This is a genomic window from Bradyrhizobium sp. 18BD (assembly GCF_054185225.1).
This window is the reverse complement of record NZ_JAVAYL010000014.1, coordinates 135,002-158,359: the sequence shown is the minus strand read 5'-3', so window position 1 is coordinate 158,359 and position 23,358 is coordinate 135,002. Positions and strand designations below refer to the sequence as shown.

Below are 23,358 nucleotides of genomic sequence, written 5' to 3'. Positions count from 1 at the left end.
CGTCATCTCGCAGGATCTGCAACGTGACTGACAGCTTCACCCTCCGTTCGATTGAGGCGTTCTGCTATCGTTATCCGCTGGCAACGCCGGTGGTGACGTCGTTCGGCAAGATGCTCAACCGTCCCGCCGTCTTCGTTCGCATAGTCGACGAAGACGGCGTCGAGGGATGGGGTGAAGCCTGGTCCAACTTCCCCGCACCGGGCGCGGAGCATCGCACCCGGCTTGTCAACGAAGTGCTTGCGCCCGGCCTTGTCGGACGCAAGCTCGACAATCCCGCTCAGGCTTTCGAGACCCTGAGCAAAGGCACCGAGGTGCTGGCGCTTCAATGCGGCGAGCCCGGCCCGTTCGCACAGGCGATTTCAGGTATCGATCTCGCGCTGTGGGATCTTTTTGCGCGCCGCCAGCGTTTGCCGCTGTGGCGGTTGCTCGGCGGCCAGTCGGGCAAGATCAAGGTCTATGCCAGCGGCATCAATCCCGGCGGCGCCGCGCAGACGGCGGAAGCCGCGCTCGAGCGTGGCCATCGCGCGTTGAAGCTGAAGGTTGGGTTCGGTGCCGAGACCGACCTTGCAAACCTCTCCGCGCTGCGTGCGGTCGTCGGCGCCGGCATGCTTGCTGCCGACGCCAACCAGGGCTGGTCGGTGCATCAGGCGCTCGAGATGCTGCCGCGGCTTGCCGCGTTCGATCTGCGCTGGCTGGAGGAGCCGATCCGCGCTGACCGGCCGCGCGAGGAATGGCGCAGGCTGCGGGCAGCCGCGAAGATGCCGATCGCCGCAGGTGAGAATATCTCCAGCGTCGAAGATTTCAAGGACGTGCTGGCCGAAGACGTGCTCGGCGTCGTCCAGCCCGATATCGCGAAATGGGGCGGGCTCAGCGCCTGTGCCGGCATCGCGCGCGACGTTCTAAAGGCGGGCAAGACATTCTGTCCGCATTATCTCGGTGGCGGAATCGGGCTGCTTGCTTCGGCGCATCTGCTCGCCGGCATCGGCGGTGACGGCTGGCTCGAGGTCGACGCCAACGACAATCCGCTGCGCGATCTGTTCTGCGGCGCCGTCGCCAATGTGACCGATGGTACGATCGTCCTCGGCGACGAGCCCGGGCTTGGTTTCAAGCCCGATCTGTCGGGGATCGCGGGCTATCGGAGCTTGTAGAAGGCACTGAGACGACGCGCGTCGTGCGAGTTTCCGCTTGCGTTCTATTCCTTGTCGCGGAATGCTCAGGAAGAGATGGACAGCCGCATCACATTTCATGGCGCGCGCTGGAGCCATGTCCTGTTGCGCTTGAAAAGCGTAGTTCGTTCTGCTTGTTAGAGGACTGAAATTGCGCTGCAACATGCGCAAAAAAAAGCCCATCGACTAAAGTCGATAGCCAGCGAGGAAACACATTATGCGCAAGCTCACTTTGGCCATTGCCGTGATTGCCCCGATGCTCGGTCATGCCGCGTCGGCCGAGGACACCATCAAGATCGGCTACATCGATCCGCTCTCCGGCGGCGGCGCCAGCGTCGGCGAGGGGGGCTTGAAGACCTTCCAGTATCTGGCCGACGAGCTCAACGCCAAGGGCGGCATCCTTGGCCACAAGATCGAGATCATCCCGCTCGACAACAAGACCAATCCGCAGGAGAGCCTGGTGCAGGCCCAGAAGGCGATCGACGCCGGGGTCCACTACATCACGCAGGGTAACGGTTCGTCCGTCGGCGCGGCTCTTTCCGACTTCGTCACCAAGAACAATTCGCGCAATCCCGGCAAGGAAGTCCTCTACTTCAACTATGCGGCCGTCGATCCGAGCCTGACCAACGAGAAGTGCAGCTATTGGCATTTCCGCTGGGATGCGAGTTCCGACATCAAGATGGAAGCGCTGACGAACTACATGAAGGACACCGCCTCCATCAAGAAGGTGTACCTGATCAACCAGGACTATTCGTTCGGCCAGTCGGTGCGATCAGATGCGCGCAAGATGCTCGGGGCCAAGCGGCCTGACATCCAGATCGTCGGCGACGAGCTGCATCCGCTGCTGAAGGTCACCGATTTCTCGCCCTACATCGCCAAGATCAAGGCGTCCGGCGCCGACAGCGTCGTCACCGGCAATTGGGGCCAGGATTTCGCGCTGCTGCTCAAGGCCGCGGCCGATGCCGGTCTGAAGGTCAACTGGTACACCTATTATGCCGGCGGCGCCGGTGGTCCCACGGCCGTCAAGCAGACGGGTCTGGATCATCAGGTCTTCCAGATCACCGAGGGCTTTGCGAATTCCGGCAACAAGGCTGCGATGGACTACGAGAAGGCGTTCCGCGCCAAGGTCAATCTGTCGCTGTGGTATCCGCGCGCGGTCAACGAGATGCGCATGTTCAAGGCCGCGGCCGAGAAGGCCAATTCGATCGACCCCGTGAAGGTGGCGGCGGCGCTCGAGGACCTGAAGTTCGAGGTTCTCGATGGTGGCCAGGGCATCATGCGCAAGGACGATCATCAGTTCTTGCAGCCGATCTACATCTCCTCCTTCGGCAAGTTGACCGAGAGCGAGCCGTTCGACGAGGAGAGCACTGGTTGGGGCTGGCATCTGGTCTCCAAGATCGACACGCCGCAGGCTATGGTCTCCACGACCTGCAAGATGGCGCGGCCGTAATCACGACGTCTGTCGTTGCCCCCTGGCCATTGGGTTGCGGGGTGACGGCAGCCGGACGATCCTTGATTGGGCGATGTTCACCGGGACCATCAGGCCCCGGCCAGAGACGAGTGCGCTGTGCTTGAACTCATTGTCATTTCGACCCTGAACGGTGTGCTGTTCGGCATGCTGCTCTTCCTGCTGTCGAGCGGGCTCACCGTCATTTTCAGCATGATGGGCGTGCTCAACTTCGCCCATGCCAGCTTCTACATGCTCGGCGCTTTCTTCGGCTTCCAGCTCACCAGATGGATCGGCTTCTGGCCGGCGCTGGTGCTGGCGCCGCTGCTGGTCGGCGCCATCGGCATGGCGGTGGAGCGCTACGGCCTGCGCAACACCCACAAGCACGGCCATGTCGCCGAATTGTTGCTGACGTTCGGTCTGGCGTTCGCGATCGAAGAGATCGTGTCGATGATCTGGGGCAAGAGCCCGGTCGACTATCGCGTGCCGACGCTGCTCGACTTCCCTGCCTTCACCATCTTCTCCACCAATTATCCCGCCTACAAGATCTTCATGCTGGCCGTTTCGGTCGTGATCTTCGTGGCGCTGCTGATCGTGCTCAAGCGCACCCGTGTCGGCCTCATTGTGCAGGCGGCGCTGACGCATCCGCACATGGTCGGCCATCTCGGCCACAATGTCGGGCGCGTGTTCATGGCCGTGTTCGGGGTCGGCAGCGCGCTGGCCGGTCTCGCCGGCGTCATTGCGGGTCCCGCGCTGGTGACGCAGTCCGACATGGCCGCCTCGCTTGGACCCATCCTGTTCGTGGTCATCGTGTTCGGCGGCCTCGGCTCCCTGCCGGGCGCCTTCATCGCGTCGCTGGTGATCGGACTTGTCCAGACCTTTGCGGTGGCGCTCGACGGCTCGCTCGCCAGCGCCTTCGGCCCGCTCGATCCGTCGGCGGGCCCGTCCGTCCTCACCGACATCTGGAACGTCACGATCGCCCAGGTCGCGCCGATCGTGCCTTATCTTCTGCTGGTGATCATTCTGATCGTACGCCCCATGGGCCTGATGGGGACGCGCGAGTCATGAACGCCACCACGACTTCGACCTCGAAGATGGCTGACAAGCCCGCCGGCGATGGCCTGCGCTTCTACGGCGTCTGGCTGACCGGCATCGCCGCGCTGGTCGTCCTGCCGCTGGTCTTCTCCTCCGGCGGCTCGCTGACCTCGTTCAGCCTGATCGGTATCGCGATCGTCTTCGCGCTCTCCTACAACATCCTGCTCGGCCAGACCGGCCTCTTGTCGTTCGGCCACGCCGTTCACTACGGCCTCGGCGGCTTCGCGGCCTGCCACATGATGAATGCGGTGGTGTCGCATGGCTGGCCGATCCCGCTGCCGTTCATCCCGCTGTTCGGCGGGCTCGGCGGTCTCGTCTTCGCGATCATCATCGGCTGGGTGATGACCAAGCGGGCCGGCACCGTGTTCGCGATGATCTCGCTCGGCATCGGCGAGCTGGTGGCGTCGTCCTCGCTGATCCTGCGCTCGGTGTTCGGCGGCGAGGCCGGTATCACCACGGACCGTACCGCGCTGCCAAAAATGTTCGGCTGGTCGTTCGGCCCGCAGCTTCAGGTCTATTACCTCATCGCGTTCTGGCTGGTGCTGTCGGCCATCGCGATGTACGCGCTGACCCGCACGCCGCTCGGCCGGATCAGCAATGCCGTCCGCGACAATCCGGAACGCGTCCAGTTCATCGGCTACGATCCGCACGTCGTCCGCTATCTCGCCTTCTGCTTTGCCGGCTTCTTTGCCGGCGTCGCGGGCGGGCTTGCCGCGATCAATTTCGAGATCGCCAACTCCGCCTATCTCGGCGCGATCCAGTCGGGCCTCGTGCTGTTCTCGACCTTCGTCGGCGGCACCGCCTATTTCTTCGGCCCGATCCTCGGCGCCATCCTGGTGACTTACCTGCAACTCGGGCTGACCAGTGTCACCAGTGTCTGGCAGCTCTATTTCGGCATCATCTTCATCGGCATCGTGATGTTCTCGCCCGGCGGTATCGCCGGTCTCCTGATGATGCATCGGCCGCTGGTTCGCGCGGGTACGCTGTGGACCGTGATCCCGTCCTATCTCGTCGCTGTCGTCCCGACCCTGGCGCTCGCCTGCGGCGTGATCCTGACCATCGAGACGGTCGCCCGCTATTCGAGCGGGGAAGTCATCAACCTGTTCGGCCTCGGCTTCAAGCCGACGTCACCGGTGACATGGATTGCGGCGGCAGTCCTCGTGATCGGCGGCGCGTTCGTCGCGCGGCTGACCTGGCGGCGGATCGCGGATGCGTGGGACAGGGCTGCGACGGTCGCCCGTGACCGGGGGTATCTGGCATGAGCGGAGCGGTATCTGGCACCAGCGGAGCGGTATCTGGCACCAGCGGAGCGGAGAAGCGCGCAGCCATCGAAGTCCGCGCCGTCGAAAAGCGTTTCGGCAATGTCGGCATCATCCGCGACCTCAATCTGAGCGTCGCGCAAGGTGAGCGTCACGCCGTCATCGGCCCGAACGGCGCCGGCAAGTCCACGACGTTCAACCTGATCAGCGGCCACATCAAGCCGACGTCCGGCGAGGTCAAGCTGAACGGCGACGTGATCTCCGGCCTCAGGCCATTCGAGATCAACCGCCGCGGCCTGTCGCGCTCGTTCCAGGTCACCAACGTGTTCGCGCGCATGTCGGTGTGGGAGAACGTCCGCTGCGCCGTGCTGTGGGCCACCGGACATCGCTACGCCTTCTGGAAGAACGTCGACAGTCTGCCCGAGGTGCGCGAGCGCACCGCGCAGATCCTGGATGACATCCACCTGACACACCGGCGCGACGTTCCGGCCGGCCTGCTCACTTATGCCGAGCAGCGCGAGCTCGAGATCGGCATCACCATCGCGAGCGGCGCCACCGTCGTGATGCTGGACGAGCCGACCGCGGGCATGAGCCATGCCGAAACCGACCGCGCGGTGTCGCTGATCCGTCGGCTGACCGAGGGCAAGACGCTCGTCATCGTCGAGCACGACATGAGCGTCGTGTTCGGCCTCGCCGACCGCATCTCGGTGCTGGTCTACGGCCACATCATCGCCTCGGGCACGCCGGAAGAGATCCGGCGCGATCCGAAGGTCAAGGAAGCCTATCTCGGCGAGGAAGCGCACTGATGCTCGAGGTCAGGGATCTCCACGCCTATTACGGCAAGAGCCACATCCTTCAGGGCGTCGATCTCGACGTTGCCGCCGGCGAGGTCGTCAGCCTGCTCGGCCGCAACGGCGTCGGCCGCTCCACCACGGTGAAGGCGATCATGGGCGAAGTCGCGCCGCAAGGCACGATCCGCTTCAAGGGCAAGGATATTGCCGGGCTGCCCAGCTACAAGATCGCGCGCCTCGGCCTCGGCTATGTGCCCGAGCATCGCGACATCTTCCCGAGCCTGACGGTCCGGCAGAATCTCCTGCTCGGCGTCAAGGACACGCGACGTCCCGGCAAGTGGCGGCTCCAGGACATGCTCGACATGTTCCCCAATCTCGCCGCGCGCGCCGATACGGCTGCAGGCGTGCTGTCCGGCGGCGAGAAGCAGATGCTCACGACCTGCCGCACGCTGATGGGTGATCCGGATCTGATCATGATCGACGAGCCGACCGAAGGTCTCGCGCCGTTGATCGTGCAGCAGGTCGGCGATCTCATTGCGCGTATCGCGCAAGCCGGCGTCGCAATTCTCCTCGTCGAGCAAAAGCTCTCGATCGCGATGCGCATCTCCAAGCGCGTCTACATCATGGGTCACGGCCGCGTCGTATTCGAAGGCACGCCGGACGAGCTCAAGGCCAATGCCGCCGTGCGGCAGGAATGGCTCGAAGTCTGACGCTGACATTGCCGAGTGACGTGCGCGTCAATCGAACGGCTGCAAGCCGTGCATACGCGTCTGAATTCTAGGCCACATCTCACGCTTCATAATCGTTGTATCGTCGCATGCGCCGACATCGTGATCGATGCGGCCGATGACAACCAAGAAGAAAATGGAGGGCGCTGACGGCGGCCTGTGCGCACGCGCGTCGCGCCTTATCCGGGAAGGAGATGCCGAGCATGCCGCGAATTCAACTGATCCGTGGAGCTGTTGCTCTATTGGCAATCGTCGGGGCTGCTTCAGCCGCATTCGCCGGAAATTACGACACCGGCGCGACCGACACGTCGATCAAGCTCGGGCAGACCATGCCCTATTCGGGACCGGCTTCCGCCTATTCCGCGATCGGCCGCGCCGAGATCGCCTATTTCAAGATGCTCAATGACAAAGGCGGCATCAACGGCCGCAAGGTCGAGCTGCTCAGCATGGATGACGGCTATTCGCCGTCGAAGACGGTCGAGCAGGTCAGGCGTCTCGCCGAGAGCGACGAGGTGCTGGCGATGTTCTCGATGCTCGGCACCGGGCCGAACATCGCGGCGCAGAAATATCTCAACGCCAAGAAGATCCCACAGCTGTTCCCGTCGAGCGGCGCCAGTCGCTGGAACGATCCGCAGCATTTTCCCTGGACCACCGGCTCGCAGCCGACCTACAGGACCGAAGGGCGCATCTACGCCAAGTGGATTCTCGCGAACAAGCCGGACGCCAGGATCGCCGTCATCACGCCGAACGAGGATCCCGGTCGCGACTATCTCGCGGGCTTCAAGGAAGGGTTAGGCGAGCACGTCAACCAGATCGTGTCGGAAGCCGTCTACGAGACGTCGGACCCGACCGTCGACTCCCAGATCGTGAAGTTCAAGGCCGCGAGCGCCGACGTCGTTTTCAACGAGTGCACGCCGAAATTCGCGGCGCAGGCGATCAAGAAAATCGCCGAGCTCGGGTGGAAGCCGCAGATCATCCTTCCCGCCGTGTCCAATTCGGTCGGCTCCGTGCTGGTGCCGGCCGGGCTCGACAATTCCGTCGGCATCGTCACCGGCGCCTTCCAGAAGGACCCCGGCGATCCACGCTGGGAGAACGACGCCGGCATGAAGGCCTGGCGCGAATGGATGAAGACCTACAATGCCGGCGCCGATCCCGCCGACATCTTCAACGTCACAGGCTACACCATGGCGCAGATCATGGAGCTGGTGTTGCAGCGCGCCGGCAATGACCTGACGCGCGCGAACCTGATGAAGCAGACGCAGTCGTTCAAGGACGTCGAGCTGCCGATGCTGCTGCCGGGCATCAAGCTCAACACCTCGGCCGAGCAGGTGACGCCGATCCGCCAGCTGCAGATGGCGCGCTTCAACGGAAAATCCTGGGAGCTGTTCGGCGACGTGATCGGCGAATAGGATCGACACATGCGGGCGGGCAGGGCGCCAGCCTTGCCCGCCTTTGGCGTCCCGCGATGATCGCTTCCTCCAGCCACAGTGAAACGACGATGACACCCACCGGTCCTCTCAGCGGTATCCGCGTGCTCGATCTGACGAGCGTGCTGTTCGGCCCCTATGCCGCGCAGATGCTCGGCGACTGGGGCGCCGACGTCATCAAGGTCGAGCCGCCCGCAGGCGACACCTGGCGTTACACCGGCGTGTTTCGCAACCGCGGCATGAGCGGCCAGTTCATGGCGGTCAATCGCAACAAGCGCAGCCTCGCGCTCGACTTGAAACATCCGGACGGCAAGGCGGCGCTGGCGAGGCTGATCCCGACGGTCGATGCACTCGTCACCAATGTGCGCCCCGCCGCGATGGCGCGGCTCGGCTTCGGTTACGAGGCCTGCGCGAAACTCAATCCACGCCTGATCTATGCTGCGGCCACCGGCTTCGGCCAGGACGGCCCGTGGGCGAAGCGCCCCGCCTTCGACGAGATCATCCAGGCCGCCTCGGGCCTCGCGTCATCGATCGGATCGGACGAGAAGCCGGAATTCGTGCCGAGCCTGATCGGCGACAAGATCTGCGCCATGGCGATGGTCGGCGCTGTGTCGGCGGCGCTGTTCCGGCGCGAGCGAACCGGGCAGGGCCAAATGGTCGAGGTGCCGATGCTGGAGACGATCGCGGGCTTCAACAGCATCGAGATGCTCGGCGGCCACGCCTTCGATCCGCCGATCGGCCCGACCGGCTACAAGCGGATGAAGAACCGGCGCCCGGTCCAGACCAGGGACGGCTGGCTGACCATGCTGCCCTATTCAGGGGACAATTGGTGCGCCTTCTTCGAGGCGGTCGGCCGCCCCGAATTGAGTGACGAGCTCGGCGTGCGCGATCCGGTGCTGCGCTCGCAGAACATCGACAAGATCTACGACCGCATGAGCGAGATCGGACCGACCCGCACCACGGCGGAGTGGGAGGAACTGCTGCTGCGATTGGACGTACCGCACACCGCCTTCGCCCGGCTCACCGAGATCGGCGAGCAGCCGCATCTCGCCGCCGTCGAGCTCTTTGCCGATATCGATCATCCCTCGGAGGGACGTATCAGGCAGGCGCGCCCGGCGACGAAATTCTCCGAAAGCCCGGCCGGGATCCATCGCATGGCGCCGCGCCTCGGCGAGCATTCGCACGAGGTGCTGCGCGAGGCCGGCTTGAGCGAGGCGGAAATCCAGGCGGCCATTGACAGCAAGGCGGTCGGCGTCGCGTCCTGAGCCGTTCAGGAACCGTAATTGCGGACCAACGCGATCAGGACGGTCGCAAACAGCGCCAGTGAGATCGACACGGCGACGCTCTTGGCCAGGCCTTTGATCCAGCTCTCGGGGAAGAGGATGAGGCCGTTCACGAGAAGCGCGAGTCCGGCCACGACCGAAGCAATCTGGGAGAGAGTGTGGGACATCCGCTCGCGCTCCGATATGCCGTGCCAGGGTAGGCCTGACATTACGGGCGCGTGACACAACTCTCTGTGATGACCGTCACATCGCCTTATTCCCCGGCGGGCCTAGCGTAGGTCTGTTCATCTTCGTTCCGGATCCCGTCATGACCACCACCGACTTTGCTTTCGTCATGCGCAAGCTGGGTCTTGCCGCCGCGTTCATATGCGTCCTCCTGAGCCTTACGGTATTCTGCGTCCTGCTGGTCATGGAGCATGAGCCGGTCGGGCAGGCGGCCTTGCGCGCCCTGCCGCTGATGTTTTTTGCGATCTTTGGCCTGTTCGGCGCTGCAATGACGCTGTTGATCGGGCGCCGCGCCCGTTAGCTGGACATTGTGCCACAGCAATCTGCCGCCAGCCCCAGGCCAGCCCCGGCCCAGCGCCACCTTCCGCCTGCACGTGCCCTCGTATATGAGAGGTTGCTGCCGGATCGTCCCGAATATTGCCGGATAGGGAACACAAGGTGGCTGCGATTTCTTAATCCAAAGATCGCAATCTGATCGAGGACTGGTACTGGACCGGGGAATGGCATGAAAGACCTGATGACGACGGCGCAATCCACCACGGCAATGCGGCGTTGGCGGCCTCCCGGACTTGTTGCGCTTGCGACGCTCGCCGCCCTGACGGCGCTAACCGGCGGTGCCGACGCAGCCAAGCAGGCGCGCCAGCCGGTCGAGGCGGTGGCGCCGCGCGAGGCCGGGGAGCCGATCATGGCGATCGTGTCGATCAAGAGCCAGCAGGTCACATTCTACGATGCCGACGGCTGGATCCTGCGCGCGCCGGTCTCGACCGGCACCACGGGGCGCGAGACGCCCGCGGGCGTCTTCGCCGTCGTCGAGAAGGACAAGGACCACCACTCGACCATGTACGACGATGCCTGGATGCCCAACATGCAGCGCATCACCTGGAACGGCATTGCGCTGCATGGCGGACCGCTGCCCGGCTATGCCGCCTCGCATGGCTGCGTGCGGATGCCGTTCGGCTTCGCCGAGGGCCTGTTCGACAAGACCCAGATCGGGATGCGGGTGATCATCTCGCCAAACGATGCCGCGCCGATCGATTTCTCTCACCCTTCGCTGTTCGTGCCGAAGCGCGAGGCCATCGCGGCCGTGCCGAGCCGGGCCGACAAGCTCTCCGCCGAGGCCGAGGAGGCGACCTTGGCCGCCGCCGAGGCCAAGAAGGCTGCGGCCGCGGCCGCGAAGGACGCCGCCTCGCTGCCCGCATCGCTGCGCAAGCTGGAGCAGCAGAAGGCCAAGGCCGATTCCGAGCTCGCCTTCGCCGACAAGAAGCTCGCGAATGCCAAGACCGATCAGGCGCGCGCGCAGGCCGAAGAGCAGAAGCAGAAGGCCGCCACCAAGGCTGCCGACGCGGCAACCCAGCTGGATGCCGCCAAGGCCGCAGCGCAGCCCAAGCGCGACGCCGTCGCTGCGACGAAGGAAGCCGCCAAGGTGGCCGCCGCCAAAAAGGCCGAGGCGGTGACGGCTGCGACGGACGCGAAGCTCGCGCTCGAGCCGGTCTCGGTCTACATCAGCCGCGCGACGCAAAAGCTTTATGTGCGGCGGAACACGCACAAGCCGGCGCCGGATGGCGGCGGCGAGGTGTTCGACACCAGCATCGAGGTGCCCGTCACCATCCGCAATCCCGACCAGCCGCTCGGCACGCACATCTTCACCGCAATGGCGAAGACCGATACCGGCCTGCGCTGGAGCGTGGTCACGATCGATAACGGCGACGAGGCCAAGGACGCGCTCGACCGCATCACGATCCCGCAGGAAGTGTGGGATCGCATCGGACCGACCGCATTGCCGCGCTCGTCGATCATCATCTCGGACGAGCCGCTGAGCGCCGAGACCAACTACCGCACGGAGTTCGTCGCCGTGCTGAGCAACCATCCGCAGGGCGGCTTCATCACGCGCAAGCCGACCGCGCCTTCGCCAATGGAAATGGCGAGCGACGACGGCGGCTGGGGCGGCAACGGTTTTGGCTTCTTCTTCCAGCAACGCGATCCGAACCCGCAGCCGGTCAATCCGCGCCGCGGCGGCCAGTACCGGTATTATCAGCCGGCGCAGCCGATGCAGCGGAGCTTCTGGTAGGCTTGCGGCCTGCGCGCCGGGCTGACTACCGGCGCGCCTCGATCACGATCGCCTGGATCTTGCCGTCGCAGGCGCCGGAGCCATGGCTCGCGCGCAGTGCCTCGGCAACGAGATCCGTTGCAGCCTGCAGCTTGCTGGCGTCCCTGGCCTCGATCTCGCTGCGCAGCGGCGTGCCCTGGCAAAGCGCGGTCGCGGCATAGTCGGCCGACGGCGCGTGGCTGATCTCGGCGCGCGTCTCGATCGAGATGTCGCGGAAGCCGGCGCGTTCGAGGTCGGACCGGATCAGCGCCTTGTCATGATAGCCGTGCGGTGTGCGGATCATGAAGCGGGGCGGATCGTCGGGAAACATCTTGCCGAGCGCAATCGTCGCCTCATGCGTGACCAAATTGTCCTCGATGCGATCCCAGACGTTGAACACGAACGTGCCGTCCGGCTTCAGCACGCGCTTGACCTCGCCGTAGGCTTTGACGCGATCCGGAAAGAACATCGCGCCGAACTGGCAGCAGACCACGTCGAACTCGGCATCGCCGAACGGCAGCGCCATTCCGTCCGCCTGGCGCCAAATGATGCGATCATCGTCCTTCTGGCGCTGCGCCGCGACCGCGAGCATCGGCTCGTTGAGGTCGGTCGCGACATAACGAACGTTGCGCGGCAACGCCGCCGCCACGGCGCGCGTCACAGCACCGGTGCCGGCCGCGATCTCGAGCAGCGTGGAGGGCGAGCGTGCCGCGACGCGCCTTGCGATGTCCTCCGCGTAGACGGAGAAGATCATCGGGACCAGATATTCGTCGTAGAGTTTGGGGATCGACCCGGCGAAAACCTTGTCAGAGCTGGACATGCCTTGCCTCGCTGAAGGTTCGGACGCGAGGCTGATGTTACACGGATTGTCGGCGACCGCGCCAGCAGCGAGGTGAACTCAGTTGACGATAGCGCCTACGGTTTTGTGACGACCTCACGGATCGGCCGCGACCCGTCCCAGCTCAAAGCCGCCTGCCGGACTTTTTCGAAGAACGGCCCCTTGGTGCCGCTGATGTCGGAGATCTCAATGATGGTTCCGGGATGCGCTTGGGTGTCGAAATAGGCAAAGCGCCCCTTGTCGCCGCCGATCTGGCCCTCATGGCCGATCCTGTAGCCGAGCCCGATCGCCTTGTCGTAGAGCGCCTGATAGTCGTGGCTCCAGTAGGACATGTGCTGCAGGCCTTCGTGGCCGGCGTCGAGAAATTCCCGGTACAGCGATGGTGCATCATTGCGCTGCTGGATCAGCTCGATCTGGAGATCGCCGGTATTGGCCAGCGCAATGCTCATCTCGACGGCGGACTCCTGGCCCCGATGGCGGAACCAGTCGGTCTTGACGCGATCCATGTAGTACCAGGGACCGACGCCCATCACCTCGATCCAGTGTTTCATCGCGGCTTGGATGTCCCGCACCACATATCCGTTCTGGCGCACCGCGCCGAAGATGCGGCTCATGCCCGCGCTCCTCTTCCCAAACTGCTCACTTGACCTCGATGCCTGCGTCCTTGGCAACCTGCTTCCAGGCCGCGATGTCGCGGGCGTTGATATCGCGCTGCTCGTCGCCGGGCACGAATTGCGGCGTGATGCCGAGGCCCAGCAGCTTCTCCTTCACCACGGTATCGCCGAGCGCGTCCTTCAGTGCCGCGGACAATTTTTCCGCGATCGGCGGCGCGATGCCCGCGGGCGCATACATCGCCCAGGACAGGCTGCGGTCGAACGGCACGCCCTGCTCCTTGTAGCTCGCGACATCGGGCAGGCTCGGCGAGCGCTCGCCGCAGGCGGCCAGCGCCTTGATCGAGCCGTCCTTCACCAGCGGTGTTGCGGTCGCGACGTCAAGCGTCGCCAGCGAGATGTGGCCGCCGAGCAGGTCGCCGGCCAGCTTCGCGATGCCGTTGAACGGGACGTGCTCCATCTTGATGCCGGTCTGCTGCATCAGGATTTCGGCGCAGAACTGCCCGGTCGAGCCGATGCCCCAGCTTCCATACTGGATCGGCTCGCCCTTCTTGGCGAGCGCGATCAGGCCCTTGATGTCATTGGCGGCAAAATCCTTGGTCGCCACCAGGATGATCGCGGAGACGCCGACGCGGCCGATCGTCGTGAAATCCTTGATCGAATCGTAGGGCAGTTTTGGATAGATCGCCGGCGCCAGCACATGCGTGGTCATGCCGCCGACGGTGATGGTGTAGCCGTCATTCGGCGACGTCGCGACCATCTGCGTGCCGAGTGTGCCGGCAGCGCCGGTGTGGTTCTCGATATAGATGCTTTGCCCGAGCGTCTTGCCCATCTTGTCGGCGAGCAGCCGCCCGACCACGTCGCCGCCGCCGCCGGCCGCATAGGGCAGCAGCATGCGGATCTTGTGGGTGGGATAGGCGGCGGGATCTTCGGCCCGGCTCGGCGCGGTCGCCGACAGCAAGGCGAGCAATGAAAGCGTGACGGTACGCAGCATCATGATGGCATTCCCCTAATCCTCGAAACGAAATCTGTAGGCGTCGCCGTGGCGGATCACGCGGCCCGCGGTCGGCGCCGGAAAATGGCCGGTGAGCAGATAGCTCGGCGTATCCGCGAGTTCCTCCAGCAGCGCCATTCGGGTCGCGACCGCCGCGGCCGGATCGACATCGGCGGCATTGGACAGCCACGGCGCCGCGCACTGGATCGGATGATGGATCACGTCGCCCGACATCACCGCGTGATCATGGTCGCCATTGAGATGGATCTGCATGTTGCCGGCGGTGTGGCCGGGCGCCGGCGCGAAGCGCAAGGCCGCATCGCGATCGTCGAACAGGCGATGGTCGGTCTCGACCAGTTCGGCGAGGCCAGCGGCGACCACGGGCAGCACGGAATCCTCGAACGAGCCGTGGTTCACCGGGCTCTTCGGCGCCGCATTGTGCGCGGCTTCGAAGTGCCGGTACTCCTCGCGCCCCATCAGATAGCGCGCGTTGGGGAAGGTCGGCACCCAGCGGCCGTCGAGGAGGCGCGTGTTCCAGCCGACGTGATCGACATGCAGATGCGTGCACATCACGAAGTCGACTTCTTCCGGCGCAACGGCCAGCGCCCGCATGTTTTCGAGGTAGGGCTGGTTGAGATCGTTCCACGCCGGCACGCGCGGCCGGTGCTTGTGATTGCCGCAGCAGGTGTCGACGATGGCGGTCCAGCGCGGCGTGCGGACCAGATAGGAGTGGTGGCTGAGGATGAAACGGCCGGTCTCCGGCTCGATATAGCGGTGATCGAGCCAGCTCCGGTTCTCCACGATCACCTCGTCGGTGACGTTGGCGAACAGCCACTTTTTGTCGAAGGCAAGCGAAGGGATCTCGCTGACGAGATCCACCCGCATGCTGCCGATTGTCACCTGCCGCATGCTTAGTTCTTCAGGAGGTCGCCGAACGGCACCCAGCGCGTGCCGTCGAAGCGGATGAGCTGGAGGCTCGTCATCGGCGTGTAGCGCTCAGGCGAATTGTTCACCGTGGTGCCGTTGATCAGCATCGGCAGATGCACGTTCTTCAGCGTCGTCGCCTGCTTCATCACATTGGCGCGGGTGAGGTCGTTTCCGGCGGCCTTCAGCACCGTCACCAGCGTCTGCGCGATGGTATAGCCATAGACGTTGAGCCAGTCGTTCTTGTTGGCGTCGGGCAGATACTTGTCCATGAAGGCGACCCATTCCTTGGTGCCGGGGTCATCCTTGTTTGCGGGATCGGTCGCGTCCTTCAGATACTGGCTGGAGATCACGCCGGCGGAATTGTCCTTGCCTGCGGGCTCCAGCACGCCGCTGATCGAGGCCGAGACGTTGGAGATGATGGTGGTGGGCTTCCAGCCGAGCTCGCCGATCTTGCGGATCGCTTGCGCGGCAAACTTGGGCGTCGCCGCCACCAGCACGACGTCGGCACCGGCGGTCTTCAATTGCAGGATCTGGGTGTCGACGGTCGGCGCGGAAGTCTCATAAGCGGCGCGCGCGGCGATCGCCGCGCCGCTGCCGAGCCCTTCTTCCAGCGCCTTCAGATAGTCCTTGCCGAGGTCGTCGTTCTGGTAGAGCACGCCGATCTTCGCATTGGCGTGGCTCGCCTTGATGTATTTGGCGTAGGCGATCGCCTCGTCGCGATAGGTCGGCTGCCAGCCGACCGTCCACGGAAAGTTCTTCGGATCGTCCCACTTCGCGGCGCCCGAGCCCAGAAACAGCTGCGGCACCTTGCGGTCGTTGAGATATTTGTGCACGGCGCTGTTGGTCGGCGTGCCGACGCCGCCGAAGATCAGCAGCACCTCGTCGCTCTCAACCAGCTTGCGCGTCTGCTCCACCGTTTTCGGCGGGCTGTAGGCATCGTCCGCAATAATCATCCGGATGCGCCGGCCGTTGACGCCGCCGTCGTCGTTCACCTTGCGGAAATAGGCCTCCGCCGATTTCGCGATCTGCGCGAAGGCCGAGACCGGGCCGCTCAGCGGGGCGGTGGTCCCGATCCTGATCGTCTTGTCGTCGGCGCCGGAATCGTATTTTGCGCTTTGGGCTTGAACGGCGTGAGCTGCGAGCAGCGGCAGAACACAGGCCGCGGCAAAGCGAAGGCGGGCAAAGCGCGCCATGAGGTCGTCTCCCCAGAATTACTCTCCGCTTCTCGAAGGCGCGGAGTTGAAACGCGAGAACAGGGCGCAAGCGAGCTTGCGGCCGGCGACCGTTGCCGCCAGACTGGCGAAACGAACGATCGTTCGTATGGTTGACTAGCGAACGATCGTTCGTTAGTCAAGCTACATGGCTGTCCACACCACAAGCGCGGCAGAAGCGGTCGCGCCCACCACCCGCGAGCGCATCCTCACCGAGGCGCTCGATCTGTTCGCGCAGAGCGGCTATGGCGGCGCCTCGATGCGCGAGCTCGCGCGCCGCGTCGGCATCCGCGAGAGCAGCCTCTACAATCATTTCTCCGGCAAGGCGGCGATCCTGGAAGCGATCGTCAGCGAGCATGGCCCGGCAAGTTCGGCGAGCCGGCTGGAGGAGCCGCGCTACAAGCAACTCGCGCGTCAGCCCGCCGCGTTCTGCCGGCAGTTCGCACTGGACCTCGTCGAGCAATGGTCCGACCCGCGCGAGCACCAGTTCCAGAAGGTCATCACCGCCGAGCGCAACCGCGTGCCCGGCATACGCGCCAAATTCGCCGACCATTTTTACGCGCGCGAGCAGAGCATGATGACGGACTATTTTCGCGGCTTTGCGCTCGCCGGTCTCGTCTCGACGCCGGATCCGCGCGAGACCGCGCGGCTGTTCGCAGCGGGCCTCATCTATATCCGCCTCGAGCATTACGTGATGGGCGCCGTGCCATCGCCGCGGCCGAAGGTGATCGAGGCGATCGACCGCTATCTGTCCTTCTTCCTGTCGCTGATCGCGGCAGGTGACGACGACAACAAGAAACGAAAAACCAAGGGAGAGAACCGTGGCAAGGCTGCCCCTGATTGATCCGGAGACGACGAGCGGCGACATCCGCGCCTCGTTCGATCGCATGCCGGTCAAGCTCAACATCTTCCGCATGATGGCCCATGCCGAGGCCAACATGATCCCGGCGATGCGGCTCGGCAATTCGATCCTGCACAAGCAGAAGCTCTCCGCCGTCAACCGCGAGCTGCTGATCCTCCAGGCTGCCCAGCTCGAAGGCGGCGCCTATGAATGGCGCCAGCACGTGCCGATCGCGCTCGGCGTCGGCTGCACGCAGAGTCAGATCGATGCGATGGAGCGGAGCGACTACGATGCCGCCGCGTTGAACGACGCCGAGCGCGCGCTGCTGAAGTTCGGCCGCGAGGTGGTCGAGAATATCCGCGTTCCCGAGGCCATCTTCTCTGCCGTGCGAAAGCATTTCAGCGACCAGGAGATCGTCGAATCCATCGTCGCGCTGGGCTTCTACATGATGATGGCGCGCCTCACCGAAGCGACCGAAACCGATCTCGATCCCGCGGCCGGCATGAAGGTCTATGACGGCGGCAAGAAATAGGCGGCCGAGATGACCGACACCGACAGCAAGCCGGAACGCTATATCCGTCCGCCAAGCGCGGAGTCCTTGGGCGAAGCGTCGGGCAGGGGACGCCTCAAGGGCCGCCGCATCCTGATTGTCGGCGGCGGTCAGCGCGTGTTCGACGCGGCTACAGATCCGATCGGCAACGGCCGTGCCATGAGTATCCTCTGCGCGCGCGAGGGTGCGAAGGTTGCGGTGGCCGATCTCAATCACACCTCCGCGCAGCAGACCGTCAAGCACATCACCGATGAAGGCGGCGAGGGCTTTGCCATCGCCGCCGACGTCACGCGCGAGGCCGACGTCATCAGCATGATCGACGAGGCGCACCGCGCCATGGGCGGTCTCGACGGCATGGTGCTGAACATCGGCACCTTCGGCAAGACCGGGCTCGACAATGTCAGCCCGGAAGAATGGAACAAGATTTACGACGTCAACGTCCGCGGACCCATGCTGTGCTGCCGCACAGGCTTGCCGAAGTTCGATAATGGCGGCGCGATCGTTTTCATCTCGTCCATCGCCGCGCTGAAGGCGGGATCGCAGATGGCGGTCTATGATTCCTCGAAAGCCGCGCTCGGCGGCCTGATGCGCAACATCGCCCATCTCGGATCGCGCCGCGGCATCCGCGCCAATCTCGTCTATCCCGGCCTCGTCGACACCCCCAACGGCCGCGAAGCCGGCGCCGGCCGCCCCAACCGCGGCAAGGGCCACGTCCCCTTCGGCCGCCAGGCGACCGCCTGGGAGATCGCGTACGCCGTGCTGTTCTTCCTGTCGGACGAAAGCGTCTACGTCACCGCGCAGACGCTTGCGGTGGATAGCGGCTTGAGCGGGATGTAGGTGACGGCACTATCGCTCGGACGATAGCGCGCGGCCGATCAGATAATCGAGCGAGACGCGCCCCGGCCCGTAAGCCATGATGGCGAGCGCCATCGCCGCCCAGGTGATATGGATCGGCCAGCCATCCGGTACGGTGAGCTCGACGATCAACGTCATGAACAGCAGCCCCAGCGCAGCGAACCGCGTGCCGAGCCCCAGAACCAGCAGGACCGGAAACATGATCTCGCCGCAGCCTGACAGGAACGCCATCACCATCGGCGCTGGAAAGTGATAGGGGCCGCCCGGCAAATGCAGCATGAACTCATCGCTGAACAGCGTCACCGCGGTGTCGTTCAGCTTGAGGAAGCCGCCCCATTTCAGAATGCCGGAGCGCCAGAACGGCACCGCCAGCGCCACGCGCAGCACGAGCTGAACCAGCGATGGCGCGGCAATCGTCTGCACCAGATGATTGGCTCTCTCGACGAGCAGTCCGAGCGGCGCCAGGCTGCCATCTGCCGACATGCGTTGGTCCGTGATCATCATGCGTCTCCGAAGGCAATCGAGGTGAATGCGCCGGCCTCGATCAGGCCGGCGATGCCTGTGGCGATATCGAAGTCGGGCGAGGCGTCCAGTGCCGCCGTCGCGGCCTCGCCGAGCGGCTGTCCCTCTATCAAAGAGGTCGCGAAGACCGCGCCGCCGGCGGGGAGGTGCCGCACGACGACATCGAATTCGGGCCGCGTGATCAGTCCGTCTTCGGGCGTCGAGGCGTCGATCCGGCTCGCAGGTGCGCCATCGCGGTTGCCGGCAAAGATCGTCACCGCGGAATATTCCGAGCGCACGATCCGTGCTGCGGGGTGCGGTGTGAAAACGAGGTCGGCCAATCGCTCCGGCGCGATCGATGCGAGTTGCGCCGGTGCCAGCGGCGCCGCGTCGCGCGCGTGGTAGGCGTCGAGCCAGGCGCGCTCGATCCGGGCGACGTCGGCGAGCCAGGGCAGCGCGCGTGCGTGCTCATATGTCTCGATGAATGCCGGAAAGCCGCGACCATAGTCGAACAGCAGCGGCGATGTCGGCGGGTGGCTACGGACATGGAAGCGCGCCATCGCACGAAAGAAGTCGGGGCCGGTGATGCGCTGCACCGCCGGATAGATCGCAGCGAGCGCGTCGATCAGGCTCACCGTGACGTTGTTGCGATAGACATCGTAGCGCTTTCCGGCTGCCCTGCCGTTCGGCCCGGTCACGACCGGCGGCGCGGTACGCATGGGATCCAGCAGGGCCGGCACGAAGGCTGCGGCAAAGGACACCGGCTCAGGCGGCATGACGGTCTCCCGCCAGTTCGGGCCTCGCGCGGCGATCGAGGATCGCCTGCGCAGCGGCGGCTTCTGCCTGCAGCACGGGCCAATCCGGAATCTTCGAGTCCCATTCGATCAGCGTCGGCACGCCGCCGCAGCGTTCGATGACGATCTCGTAGAGTTTCCACACGGCGTCAGCGACCGGGCCGTCGTGGCTGTCGATCAGAAGCGGCTCCCCGTCGTCGTCGGCCTGCGCGTCGTGCCCGGCCAAATGAATCTCGCCGATGCGTGCCAGCGGGAAATCGGCGAGATAGTCGAGTGCCGAAAATCCGTGATTGGTCGCCGACACGAACACGTTGTTGATGTCGAGCAGCAGGCCGCATCCGGTGCGCTTCGCAACGCCGCGGATGAAGTCGGTCTCGCTCATCGTCGTCTCGGTGAAAGCCAGATAGGTCGACGGGTTTTCCAGCAGGATCGGACGCCGGATCGCCTCGTGCATCTGGTCGATGTGGTCGCAGACGTGGCCCAGCGTCGCCTCGGTGTAGGGCAGCGGCAGCAGATCGTTGAAGAAGCTGGTCTCATGCGTCGACCAGGCGAGATGCTCGGACACCATGGCCGGCTGGTAGCGCGCGACCAGGCCGCGGAAACGCGCCAGGTGCGCCTTGTCGAGCGGCTGCGGTCCGCCGATCGACATGCAGACGCCGTGCAGCGAGATCGGATGGTCGCGGCGGATCGCCTCCAGCGCGCGGTGCGGCGGTCCGCCCGCGCCCATGTAATTCTCGGCATGGACCTCGAAGAAGCCGCGGTGCAGACCGTCGGCGAGAATCGCTGCGAGGTGCTCGTGCTTGAAGCTGGTTCCGGCGACGGCGCCGACCGGAATCGGAAAGCGGAGGGGCATGGGTGTGGACGGGACAAGCCCGATCGCTGCATTCATGTTGTTCCTCCGCTTTCCCTGTTTGGCGATGTGCTGGTTCGGAGCCTCAGACCGGCTTGAGCGAGCCCTTCTTGCCGCCCGGCAGGTCGATGCTGGTGCAGGTGCCGCCCTGCACGAATTTCCAGGCGTTGCCCTGGAAGTCGGTGGTCGAGGTGCCCTGGCAGGTCGTGCCCGGCCCGGCGGCGCAGTCGTTCTGACCCTTCAGCGCGACGCCAAAGCACTTCTCCTTCTTGGCGGCGACGGCCGCATCGGCCTCGGCCTTGGTCAGCGGAGCAGCCGTGGCCAGTGTCGCAAGGGCAGTCGACATGGCGCCGGCGAGAGCGAGCGTGGTGATGGCAAGTTTGGCAGACATCGGGTTCTCCTTTTGAGGTCGGATCGCTTGGCAAGCGAAACGCGCATTATCTCGTTCGGCTCGACCGCAACCGGCGTTACCGCCGGGCTGCTCACGAGTCCGTGAGACCGTGGGTGAGACGCACGGGCCGTGCGCTTGGGCCGGGATTAACGGGCAAGCGGCCCGACAAATCCAATGCCTTGGCGCTATCGAGACGTTAGCGGCAGGGCATTGGCGGTCGCCAATCAGGCCTGCCAGACGTAACGAATGGCGGCGGGCCGCGTAGAGCGTTGTCAGGAACCATGCCTCGGTCCGAGGGCGGAACACGATGAACGGCGATCACGGACGGCGGCTTCAGGCGATCGCAAGGCTGACGGTCAGCATCCGTCTCGCCGTGTCGGCACTGGTGCTGGCCGCGATCCTGCTGACGGCCGCCTTCTCCAGCCTGTTGTGGTGGCGGACGGCGGAGGCGACCAGCCGGCAGCTTGCATCCACGATCAACGAGCAGATCGTGGCGGCTGTGCGCAAGGAGGTCGCGGCCATCGTCGACGAGGCGCGCGCCGCGCATATCGCGATTCGCACCCTGTTCCTCCAGAACGTGCTCGACACCCGCGAAGCCGACAAGCGCGAGTTCGTGTTCCTGTCGCAACTGCAATCGCAGGCAACGATCTCCTGGGTTGCGTTCGGCTGGCCCGATGGCTCGTTCTTCGCGGCGCACAAGCTCGGCGATCGCCGGCTGGAGATGATGGAGATTTCGCTGACCGATCATCCGGGCGAGCGCCGCGTCGATGAATATGACGTGGTGCCGGGCGACATCGAGTTCGCCAATCGTCGTTTCGAGCCGACCGGATTCCACGTTGCCGATCAGGCCTGGTTCAAGGCCGGTCTCACCGCTGACGACCCGCAATGGTTCAGGGTGATGGACCATCCGACCGGCGAGCGGGCGTCGATTGCCTTTGCGGGTCCAATCGACGTCTATCAGGAGCGTCAGGGCGTTCTTGCCGTCATCATCGAATATACCAGGCTTGCGCGCTTCCTGTCGCAGCTCGAGGTCGGGCGCACCGGAACGGCTTTCATCATCGATGACAGCGGGGAGCTTGTTGCTGCGCCCGATAAGGATGCCGACGAGCTACATCCCGCGAAGGGAGATACCGCGCTGTTGCCGCTTGCGCAGACCGCGCTCGCGAAAGCGGGCGAGGCCGGCCGCAAGGAGGCCTGGCGAAGCCGGCTCACCTCGAAGGGGGCGGCCTATGAAGTCGCGCTCACGCCGTTGCCGTTTCCCGGCTGGTCGCTGGCGACGGTGATCCCCGAGGCCGAGTTTCTCGGCCCGGTCGAGACGACGCTGCGGCACCTCATCATGGGCCTTGCCGTCGGCGCCATGCTCGCGGCACTGGCGTCGGCGGTACTGGCGCGATCCGTCATTGCGGCGCCGCTGTCACGCGTCGTCGGTGAGCTTCGCCATGTCGAAGCCTTCGCGCTGGAACAGGTGCGCCGCCATCCGTCGCGGCTCAAGGAGATCGCAAGCCTGTCGGGTGCGATCGCCGAGATGGCGGCCGGCCTGTCCGCGTTCCGCAAGTTCATCCCGGCCGATCTCGTCCGCGCCTTGCTGCGCCAGGGCGTGGAGGCAAGGCCCGGCGGCAGTATCCAGGAGCTCAGCGTAATGTTCATCGACATTGCCGGCTTCACCGGGTTGTCCGAGCGGCTCGGCGATCGCGTCGTGCCGTTGCTGTCACGCTATCTCGACGTCACATCCGGGATCATCGTCGCCAATGGCGGGACCATCGACAAGTTCATCGGCGACGCCGTGATGGCGTTCTGGGGCGCGCCGCAGCCGCAGGACGATCACGCCGCGCGATGCTGCCGCGCGGCGCTCGCCTGCCGCAGGGCGATCGAACAGTCAGGTCTTGCCGACGATCTCGGCCAGCCGCTCCAGATCCGGATCGGCATCAATTCAGGCCGTATGCTGGTCGGCAATATCGGCTCGGAGCTGCGGCTGAACTACACCGTGATCGGCGACGCCGTGAACGTCGCCAGCCGGCTCGAAGGCGCCAACAAATCCTACGGCACGCAGATCCTGATCGGCGACACGACCGAACGCCTGGCGCGCGGTGCCGTCATCACGCGCGAGGTCGACAGCATCGCGGTTTACGGACGGGAGGAGGGGCTCTCCGTCCATGAACTGGTCGGAATGGCGGACGACGGTGTGGTCGCGGCCGGCTGGATCGCCGACTACGAGCGCGGCCTCGCCAATTATCGCGCGCGCCGGTTTGCCGCGGCGCTTGCCGATTTCGACACCGTGTTGAAGCAGCGCGGCCACGATCGCCCGGCCGAGCTGTTGCGCGAACGCTGTCGGCAGCTGGCAGCAACCGCGCCCGATACCGCCTGGCGGCCGGTGGCGGCATTGACGTCGAAATAGCGACGCTGGACCGGATGAGCGGAGCGATATCCGGGATCTCGTCTCAACGCGCGAGCTGCCCCGGATTGCGCTGCGCTCCATCCGGGCTACGAG

The 23,358-nt window shown here is 64.9% G+C and carries 24 protein-coding genes; 14 read left to right on the top strand and 10 right to left on the bottom strand.

The window, feature by feature from the left end:
- The first annotated feature begins 23 nt into the window (after positions 1-23).
- The 8 genes from RAD16_RS24885 (at position 24) to RAD16_RS24850 (ending at position 9,178) form a co-directional block, all read left to right on the top strand.
- Positions 24-1,148: a mandelate racemase/muconate lactonizing enzyme family protein gene (locus RAD16_RS24885; RefSeq protein ID WP_458160486.1), complete on the top strand. Its 1,125-nt coding sequence runs from the start codon at positions 24-26 to the stop codon at positions 1,146-1,148.
- Between the two features lie 235 nt (positions 1,149-1,383).
- Positions 1,384-2,616, top strand: a complete 1,233-nt coding sequence (locus RAD16_RS24880; RefSeq protein ID WP_458160485.1) for a branched-chain amino acid ABC transporter substrate-binding protein — start codon at positions 1,384-1,386, stop codon at positions 2,614-2,616.
- 117 nt (positions 2,617-2,733) lie between these two features.
- Complete coding sequence (locus tag RAD16_RS24875) at positions 2,734-3,681, top strand: branched-chain amino acid ABC transporter permease (protein ID WP_458160484.1); 948 nt, start codon at positions 2,734-2,736, stop codon at positions 3,679-3,681.
- Positions 3,678-4,970 carry a branched-chain amino acid ABC transporter permease gene (locus RAD16_RS24870; RefSeq protein WP_458160483.1) on the top strand — a complete coding sequence of 431 codons (1,293 nt, stop codon included), beginning with the start codon at positions 3,678-3,680 and terminating at the stop codon, positions 4,968-4,970. The genes RAD16_RS24875 and RAD16_RS24870 overlap by 4 nt, the downstream gene beginning before the upstream one ends.
- Positions 4,967-5,773, top strand: coding sequence for an ABC transporter ATP-binding protein (locus tag RAD16_RS24865; RefSeq protein WP_458160482.1), 807 nt, complete (start codon positions 4,967-4,969; stop codon positions 5,771-5,773). The genes RAD16_RS24870 and RAD16_RS24865 overlap by 4 nt, the downstream gene beginning before the upstream one ends.
- Positions 5,773-6,468 carry an ABC transporter ATP-binding protein gene (locus tag RAD16_RS24860; RefSeq protein ID WP_014497636.1) on the top strand — a complete coding sequence of 232 codons (696 nt, stop codon included), beginning with the start codon at positions 5,773-5,775 and terminating at the stop codon, positions 6,466-6,468. Before RAD16_RS24865 ends, RAD16_RS24860 begins: the two co-directional genes overlap by 1 nt.
- Positions 6,469-6,689: 221 nt before the next feature.
- Complete coding sequence (locus RAD16_RS24855) at positions 6,690-7,895, top strand: ABC transporter substrate-binding protein (RefSeq protein WP_458160481.1); 1,206 nt, start codon at positions 6,690-6,692, stop codon at positions 7,893-7,895.
- 89 nt (positions 7,896-7,984) lie between these two features.
- Positions 7,985-9,178, top strand: a complete 1,194-nt coding sequence (locus RAD16_RS24850; protein ID WP_458160480.1) for a CaiB/BaiF CoA transferase family protein — start codon at positions 7,985-7,987, stop codon at positions 9,176-9,178.
- Positions 9,179-9,183: 5 nt separating this feature from the next.
- On the opposite strand, the gene RAD16_RS24845 is transcribed toward RAD16_RS24850, so the two are convergent.
- Positions 9,184-9,363, bottom strand: coding sequence for a hypothetical protein (locus tag RAD16_RS24845; protein ID WP_337149730.1), 180 nt, complete (start codon positions 9,361-9,363; stop codon positions 9,184-9,186).
- 140 nt (positions 9,364-9,503) lie between these two features.
- Between RAD16_RS24845 and RAD16_RS24840 the strand changes: the two genes are divergently transcribed.
- Both RAD16_RS24840 and RAD16_RS24835 read left to right on the top strand, forming a co-directional pair.
- Positions 9,504-9,722, top strand: a complete 219-nt coding sequence (locus tag RAD16_RS24840) for a hypothetical protein (protein WP_458160479.1) — start codon at positions 9,504-9,506, stop codon at positions 9,720-9,722.
- A gap of 204 nt (positions 9,723-9,926) precedes the next feature.
- Positions 9,927-11,489, top strand: coding sequence for a L,D-transpeptidase family protein (locus RAD16_RS24835; protein ID WP_458160478.1), 1,563 nt, complete (start codon positions 9,927-9,929; stop codon positions 11,487-11,489).
- 25 nt (positions 11,490-11,514) lie between these two features.
- Here the strand turns inward: RAD16_RS24835 and RAD16_RS24830 are convergent, their stop codons facing one another.
- The 5 genes from RAD16_RS24830 to RAD16_RS24810 form a co-directional block, all read right to left on the bottom strand.
- Entirely contained in the window at positions 11,515-12,327 is an 813-nt protein-coding gene (locus RAD16_RS24830; RefSeq protein WP_458160477.1) for a class I SAM-dependent methyltransferase, read from the bottom strand.
- 95 nt (positions 12,328-12,422) lie between these two features.
- The gene (locus RAD16_RS24825) at positions 12,423-12,959 is read right to left on the bottom strand and encodes a VOC family protein (RefSeq protein WP_458160476.1); all 537 of its coding nucleotides are present in this window, start codon (positions 12,957-12,959) and stop codon (positions 12,423-12,425) included.
- Positions 12,960-12,984: 25 nt separating this feature from the next.
- The gene (locus RAD16_RS24820; RefSeq protein ID WP_458160475.1) at positions 12,985-13,953 is read right to left on the bottom strand and encodes a Bug family tripartite tricarboxylate transporter substrate binding protein; all 969 of its coding nucleotides are present in this window, start codon (positions 13,951-13,953) and stop codon (positions 12,985-12,987) included.
- Positions 13,954-13,965: 12 nt separating this feature from the next.
- The gene (locus tag RAD16_RS24815) at positions 13,966-14,859 is read right to left on the bottom strand and encodes an MBL fold metallo-hydrolase (protein WP_458160474.1); all 894 of its coding nucleotides are present in this window, start codon (positions 14,857-14,859) and stop codon (positions 13,966-13,968) included.
- A 2-nt stretch (positions 14,860-14,861) separates the two neighbouring features.
- On the bottom strand, positions 14,862-16,070 hold the full coding sequence (locus tag RAD16_RS24810) for an ABC transporter substrate-binding protein (protein ID WP_458160473.1): 1,209 nt from the start codon (positions 16,068-16,070) through the stop codon (positions 14,862-14,864).
- Between the two features lie 166 nt (positions 16,071-16,236).
- On the opposite strand from RAD16_RS24810, the gene RAD16_RS24805 reads away from it, so the two are divergent.
- The 3 genes from RAD16_RS24805 to RAD16_RS24795 are packed head-to-tail and all read left to right on the top strand — an operon-like array spanning position 16,237 to position 18,316.
- A complete protein-coding gene (locus RAD16_RS24805; protein WP_458160472.1) occupies positions 16,237-16,932 on the top strand; it encodes a TetR/AcrR family transcriptional regulator in 696 nt (231 codons plus the stop codon).
- Positions 16,910-17,461, top strand: coding sequence for a carboxymuconolactone decarboxylase family protein (locus RAD16_RS24800; RefSeq protein ID WP_458160471.1), 552 nt, complete (start codon positions 16,910-16,912; stop codon positions 17,459-17,461). The genes RAD16_RS24805 and RAD16_RS24800 overlap by 23 nt, the downstream gene beginning before the upstream one ends.
- Before the next feature lie 9 nt (positions 17,462-17,470).
- A complete protein-coding gene (locus RAD16_RS24795; RefSeq protein WP_458160470.1) occupies positions 17,471-18,316 on the top strand; it encodes an SDR family NAD(P)-dependent oxidoreductase in 846 nt (281 codons plus the stop codon).
- A gap of 9 nt (positions 18,317-18,325) precedes the next feature.
- Here the strand turns inward: RAD16_RS24795 and RAD16_RS24790 are convergent, their stop codons facing one another.
- The 4 genes from RAD16_RS24790 to RAD16_RS24775 are packed head-to-tail and all read right to left on the bottom strand — an operon-like array spanning position 18,326 to position 20,870.
- Positions 18,326-18,835, bottom strand: coding sequence for a DoxX family protein (locus RAD16_RS24790; protein ID WP_458160469.1), 510 nt, complete (start codon positions 18,833-18,835; stop codon positions 18,326-18,328).
- Positions 18,835-19,611: an HvfC/BufC N-terminal domain-containing protein gene (locus RAD16_RS24785; RefSeq protein ID WP_458160468.1), complete on the bottom strand. Its 777-nt coding sequence runs from the start codon at positions 19,609-19,611 to the stop codon at positions 18,835-18,837. The genes RAD16_RS24790 and RAD16_RS24785 overlap by 1 nt, the downstream gene beginning before the upstream one ends.
- Positions 19,601-20,518, bottom strand: a complete 918-nt coding sequence (gene bufB / locus RAD16_RS24780) for an MNIO family bufferin maturase (RefSeq protein ID WP_458160467.1) — start codon at positions 20,516-20,518, stop codon at positions 19,601-19,603. Before bufB ends, RAD16_RS24785 begins: the two co-directional genes overlap by 11 nt.
- Before the next feature lie 46 nt (positions 20,519-20,564).
- Entirely contained in the window at positions 20,565-20,870 is a 306-nt protein-coding gene (locus tag RAD16_RS24775; RefSeq protein WP_458160466.1) for a BufA1 family periplasmic bufferin-type metallophore, read from the bottom strand.
- A 307-nt stretch (positions 20,871-21,177) separates the two neighbouring features.
- Between RAD16_RS24775 and RAD16_RS24770 the strand changes: the two genes are divergently transcribed.
- Positions 21,178-23,265, top strand: coding sequence for an adenylate/guanylate cyclase domain-containing protein (locus tag RAD16_RS24770; protein WP_458160465.1), 2,088 nt, complete (start codon positions 21,178-21,180; stop codon positions 23,263-23,265).
- The last annotated feature ends 93 nt before the right edge of the window (positions 23,266-23,358 follow it).

What these genes read in the sequence shown, in the direction of transcription:
- RAD16_RS24880 (WP_458160485.1), top strand. Translation starts at nt 1,384, where the DNA reads ATGCGCAAGCTCACTTTGGCCATTGCCGTGATTGCCCCGATGCTCGGT.
- RAD16_RS24870 (WP_458160483.1), top strand. Translation starts at nt 3,678, where the DNA reads ATGAACGCCACCACGACTTCGACCTCGAAGATGGCTGACAAGCCCGCC.
- RAD16_RS24865 (WP_458160482.1), top strand. Translation starts at nt 4,967, where the DNA reads ATGAGCGGAGCGGTATCTGGCACCAGCGGAGCGGTATCTGGCACCAGC.
- RAD16_RS24860 (WP_014497636.1), top strand. Translation starts at nt 5,773, where the DNA reads ATGCTCGAGGTCAGGGATCTCCACGCCTATTACGGCAAGAGCCACATC.
- RAD16_RS24855 (WP_458160481.1), top strand. Translation starts at nt 6,690, where the DNA reads ATGCCGCGAATTCAACTGATCCGTGGAGCTGTTGCTCTATTGGCAATC.
- RAD16_RS24850 (WP_458160480.1), top strand. Translation starts at nt 7,985, where the DNA reads ATGACACCCACCGGTCCTCTCAGCGGTATCCGCGTGCTCGATCTGACG.
- RAD16_RS24845 (WP_337149730.1), bottom strand. Translation starts at nt 9,363, where the DNA reads ATGTCCCACACTCTCTCCCAGATTGCTTCGGTCGTGGCCGGACTCGCG.
- RAD16_RS24840 (WP_458160479.1), top strand. Translation starts at nt 9,504, where the DNA reads ATGACCACCACCGACTTTGCTTTCGTCATGCGCAAGCTGGGTCTTGCC.
- RAD16_RS24835 (WP_458160478.1), top strand. Translation starts at nt 9,927, where the DNA reads ATGAAAGACCTGATGACGACGGCGCAATCCACCACGGCAATGCGGCGT.
- RAD16_RS24830 (WP_458160477.1), bottom strand. Translation starts at nt 12,327, where the DNA reads ATGTCCAGCTCTGACAAGGTTTTCGCCGGGTCGATCCCCAAACTCTAC.
- RAD16_RS24825 (WP_458160476.1), bottom strand. Translation starts at nt 12,959, where the DNA reads ATGAGCCGCATCTTCGGCGCGGTGCGCCAGAACGGATATGTGGTGCGG.
- RAD16_RS24820 (WP_458160475.1), bottom strand. Translation starts at nt 13,953, where the DNA reads ATGATGCTGCGTACCGTCACGCTTTCATTGCTCGCCTTGCTGTCGGCG.
- RAD16_RS24815 (WP_458160474.1), bottom strand. Translation starts at nt 14,859, where the DNA reads ATGCGGCAGGTGACAATCGGCAGCATGCGGGTGGATCTCGTCAGCGAG.
- RAD16_RS24810 (WP_458160473.1), bottom strand. Translation starts at nt 16,070, where the DNA reads ATGGCGCGCTTTGCCCGCCTTCGCTTTGCCGCGGCCTGTGTTCTGCCG.
- RAD16_RS24805 (WP_458160472.1), top strand. Translation starts at nt 16,237, where the DNA reads ATGGCTGTCCACACCACAAGCGCGGCAGAAGCGGTCGCGCCCACCACC.
- RAD16_RS24795 (WP_458160470.1), top strand. Translation starts at nt 17,471, where the DNA reads ATGACCGACACCGACAGCAAGCCGGAACGCTATATCCGTCCGCCAAGC.
- RAD16_RS24790 (WP_458160469.1), bottom strand. Translation starts at nt 18,835, where the DNA reads ATGATCACGGACCAACGCATGTCGGCAGATGGCAGCCTGGCGCCGCTC.
- RAD16_RS24785 (WP_458160468.1), bottom strand. Translation starts at nt 19,611, where the DNA reads ATGCCGCCTGAGCCGGTGTCCTTTGCCGCAGCCTTCGTGCCGGCCCTG.
- bufB (WP_458160467.1), bottom strand. Translation starts at nt 20,518, where the DNA reads ATGAATGCAGCGATCGGGCTTGTCCCGTCCACACCCATGCCCCTCCGC.
- RAD16_RS24775 (WP_458160466.1), bottom strand. Translation starts at nt 20,870, where the DNA reads ATGTCTGCCAAACTTGCCATCACCACGCTCGCTCTCGCCGGCGCCATG.
- RAD16_RS24770 (WP_458160465.1), top strand. Translation starts at nt 21,178, where the DNA reads ATGAACGGCGATCACGGACGGCGGCTTCAGGCGATCGCAAGGCTGACG.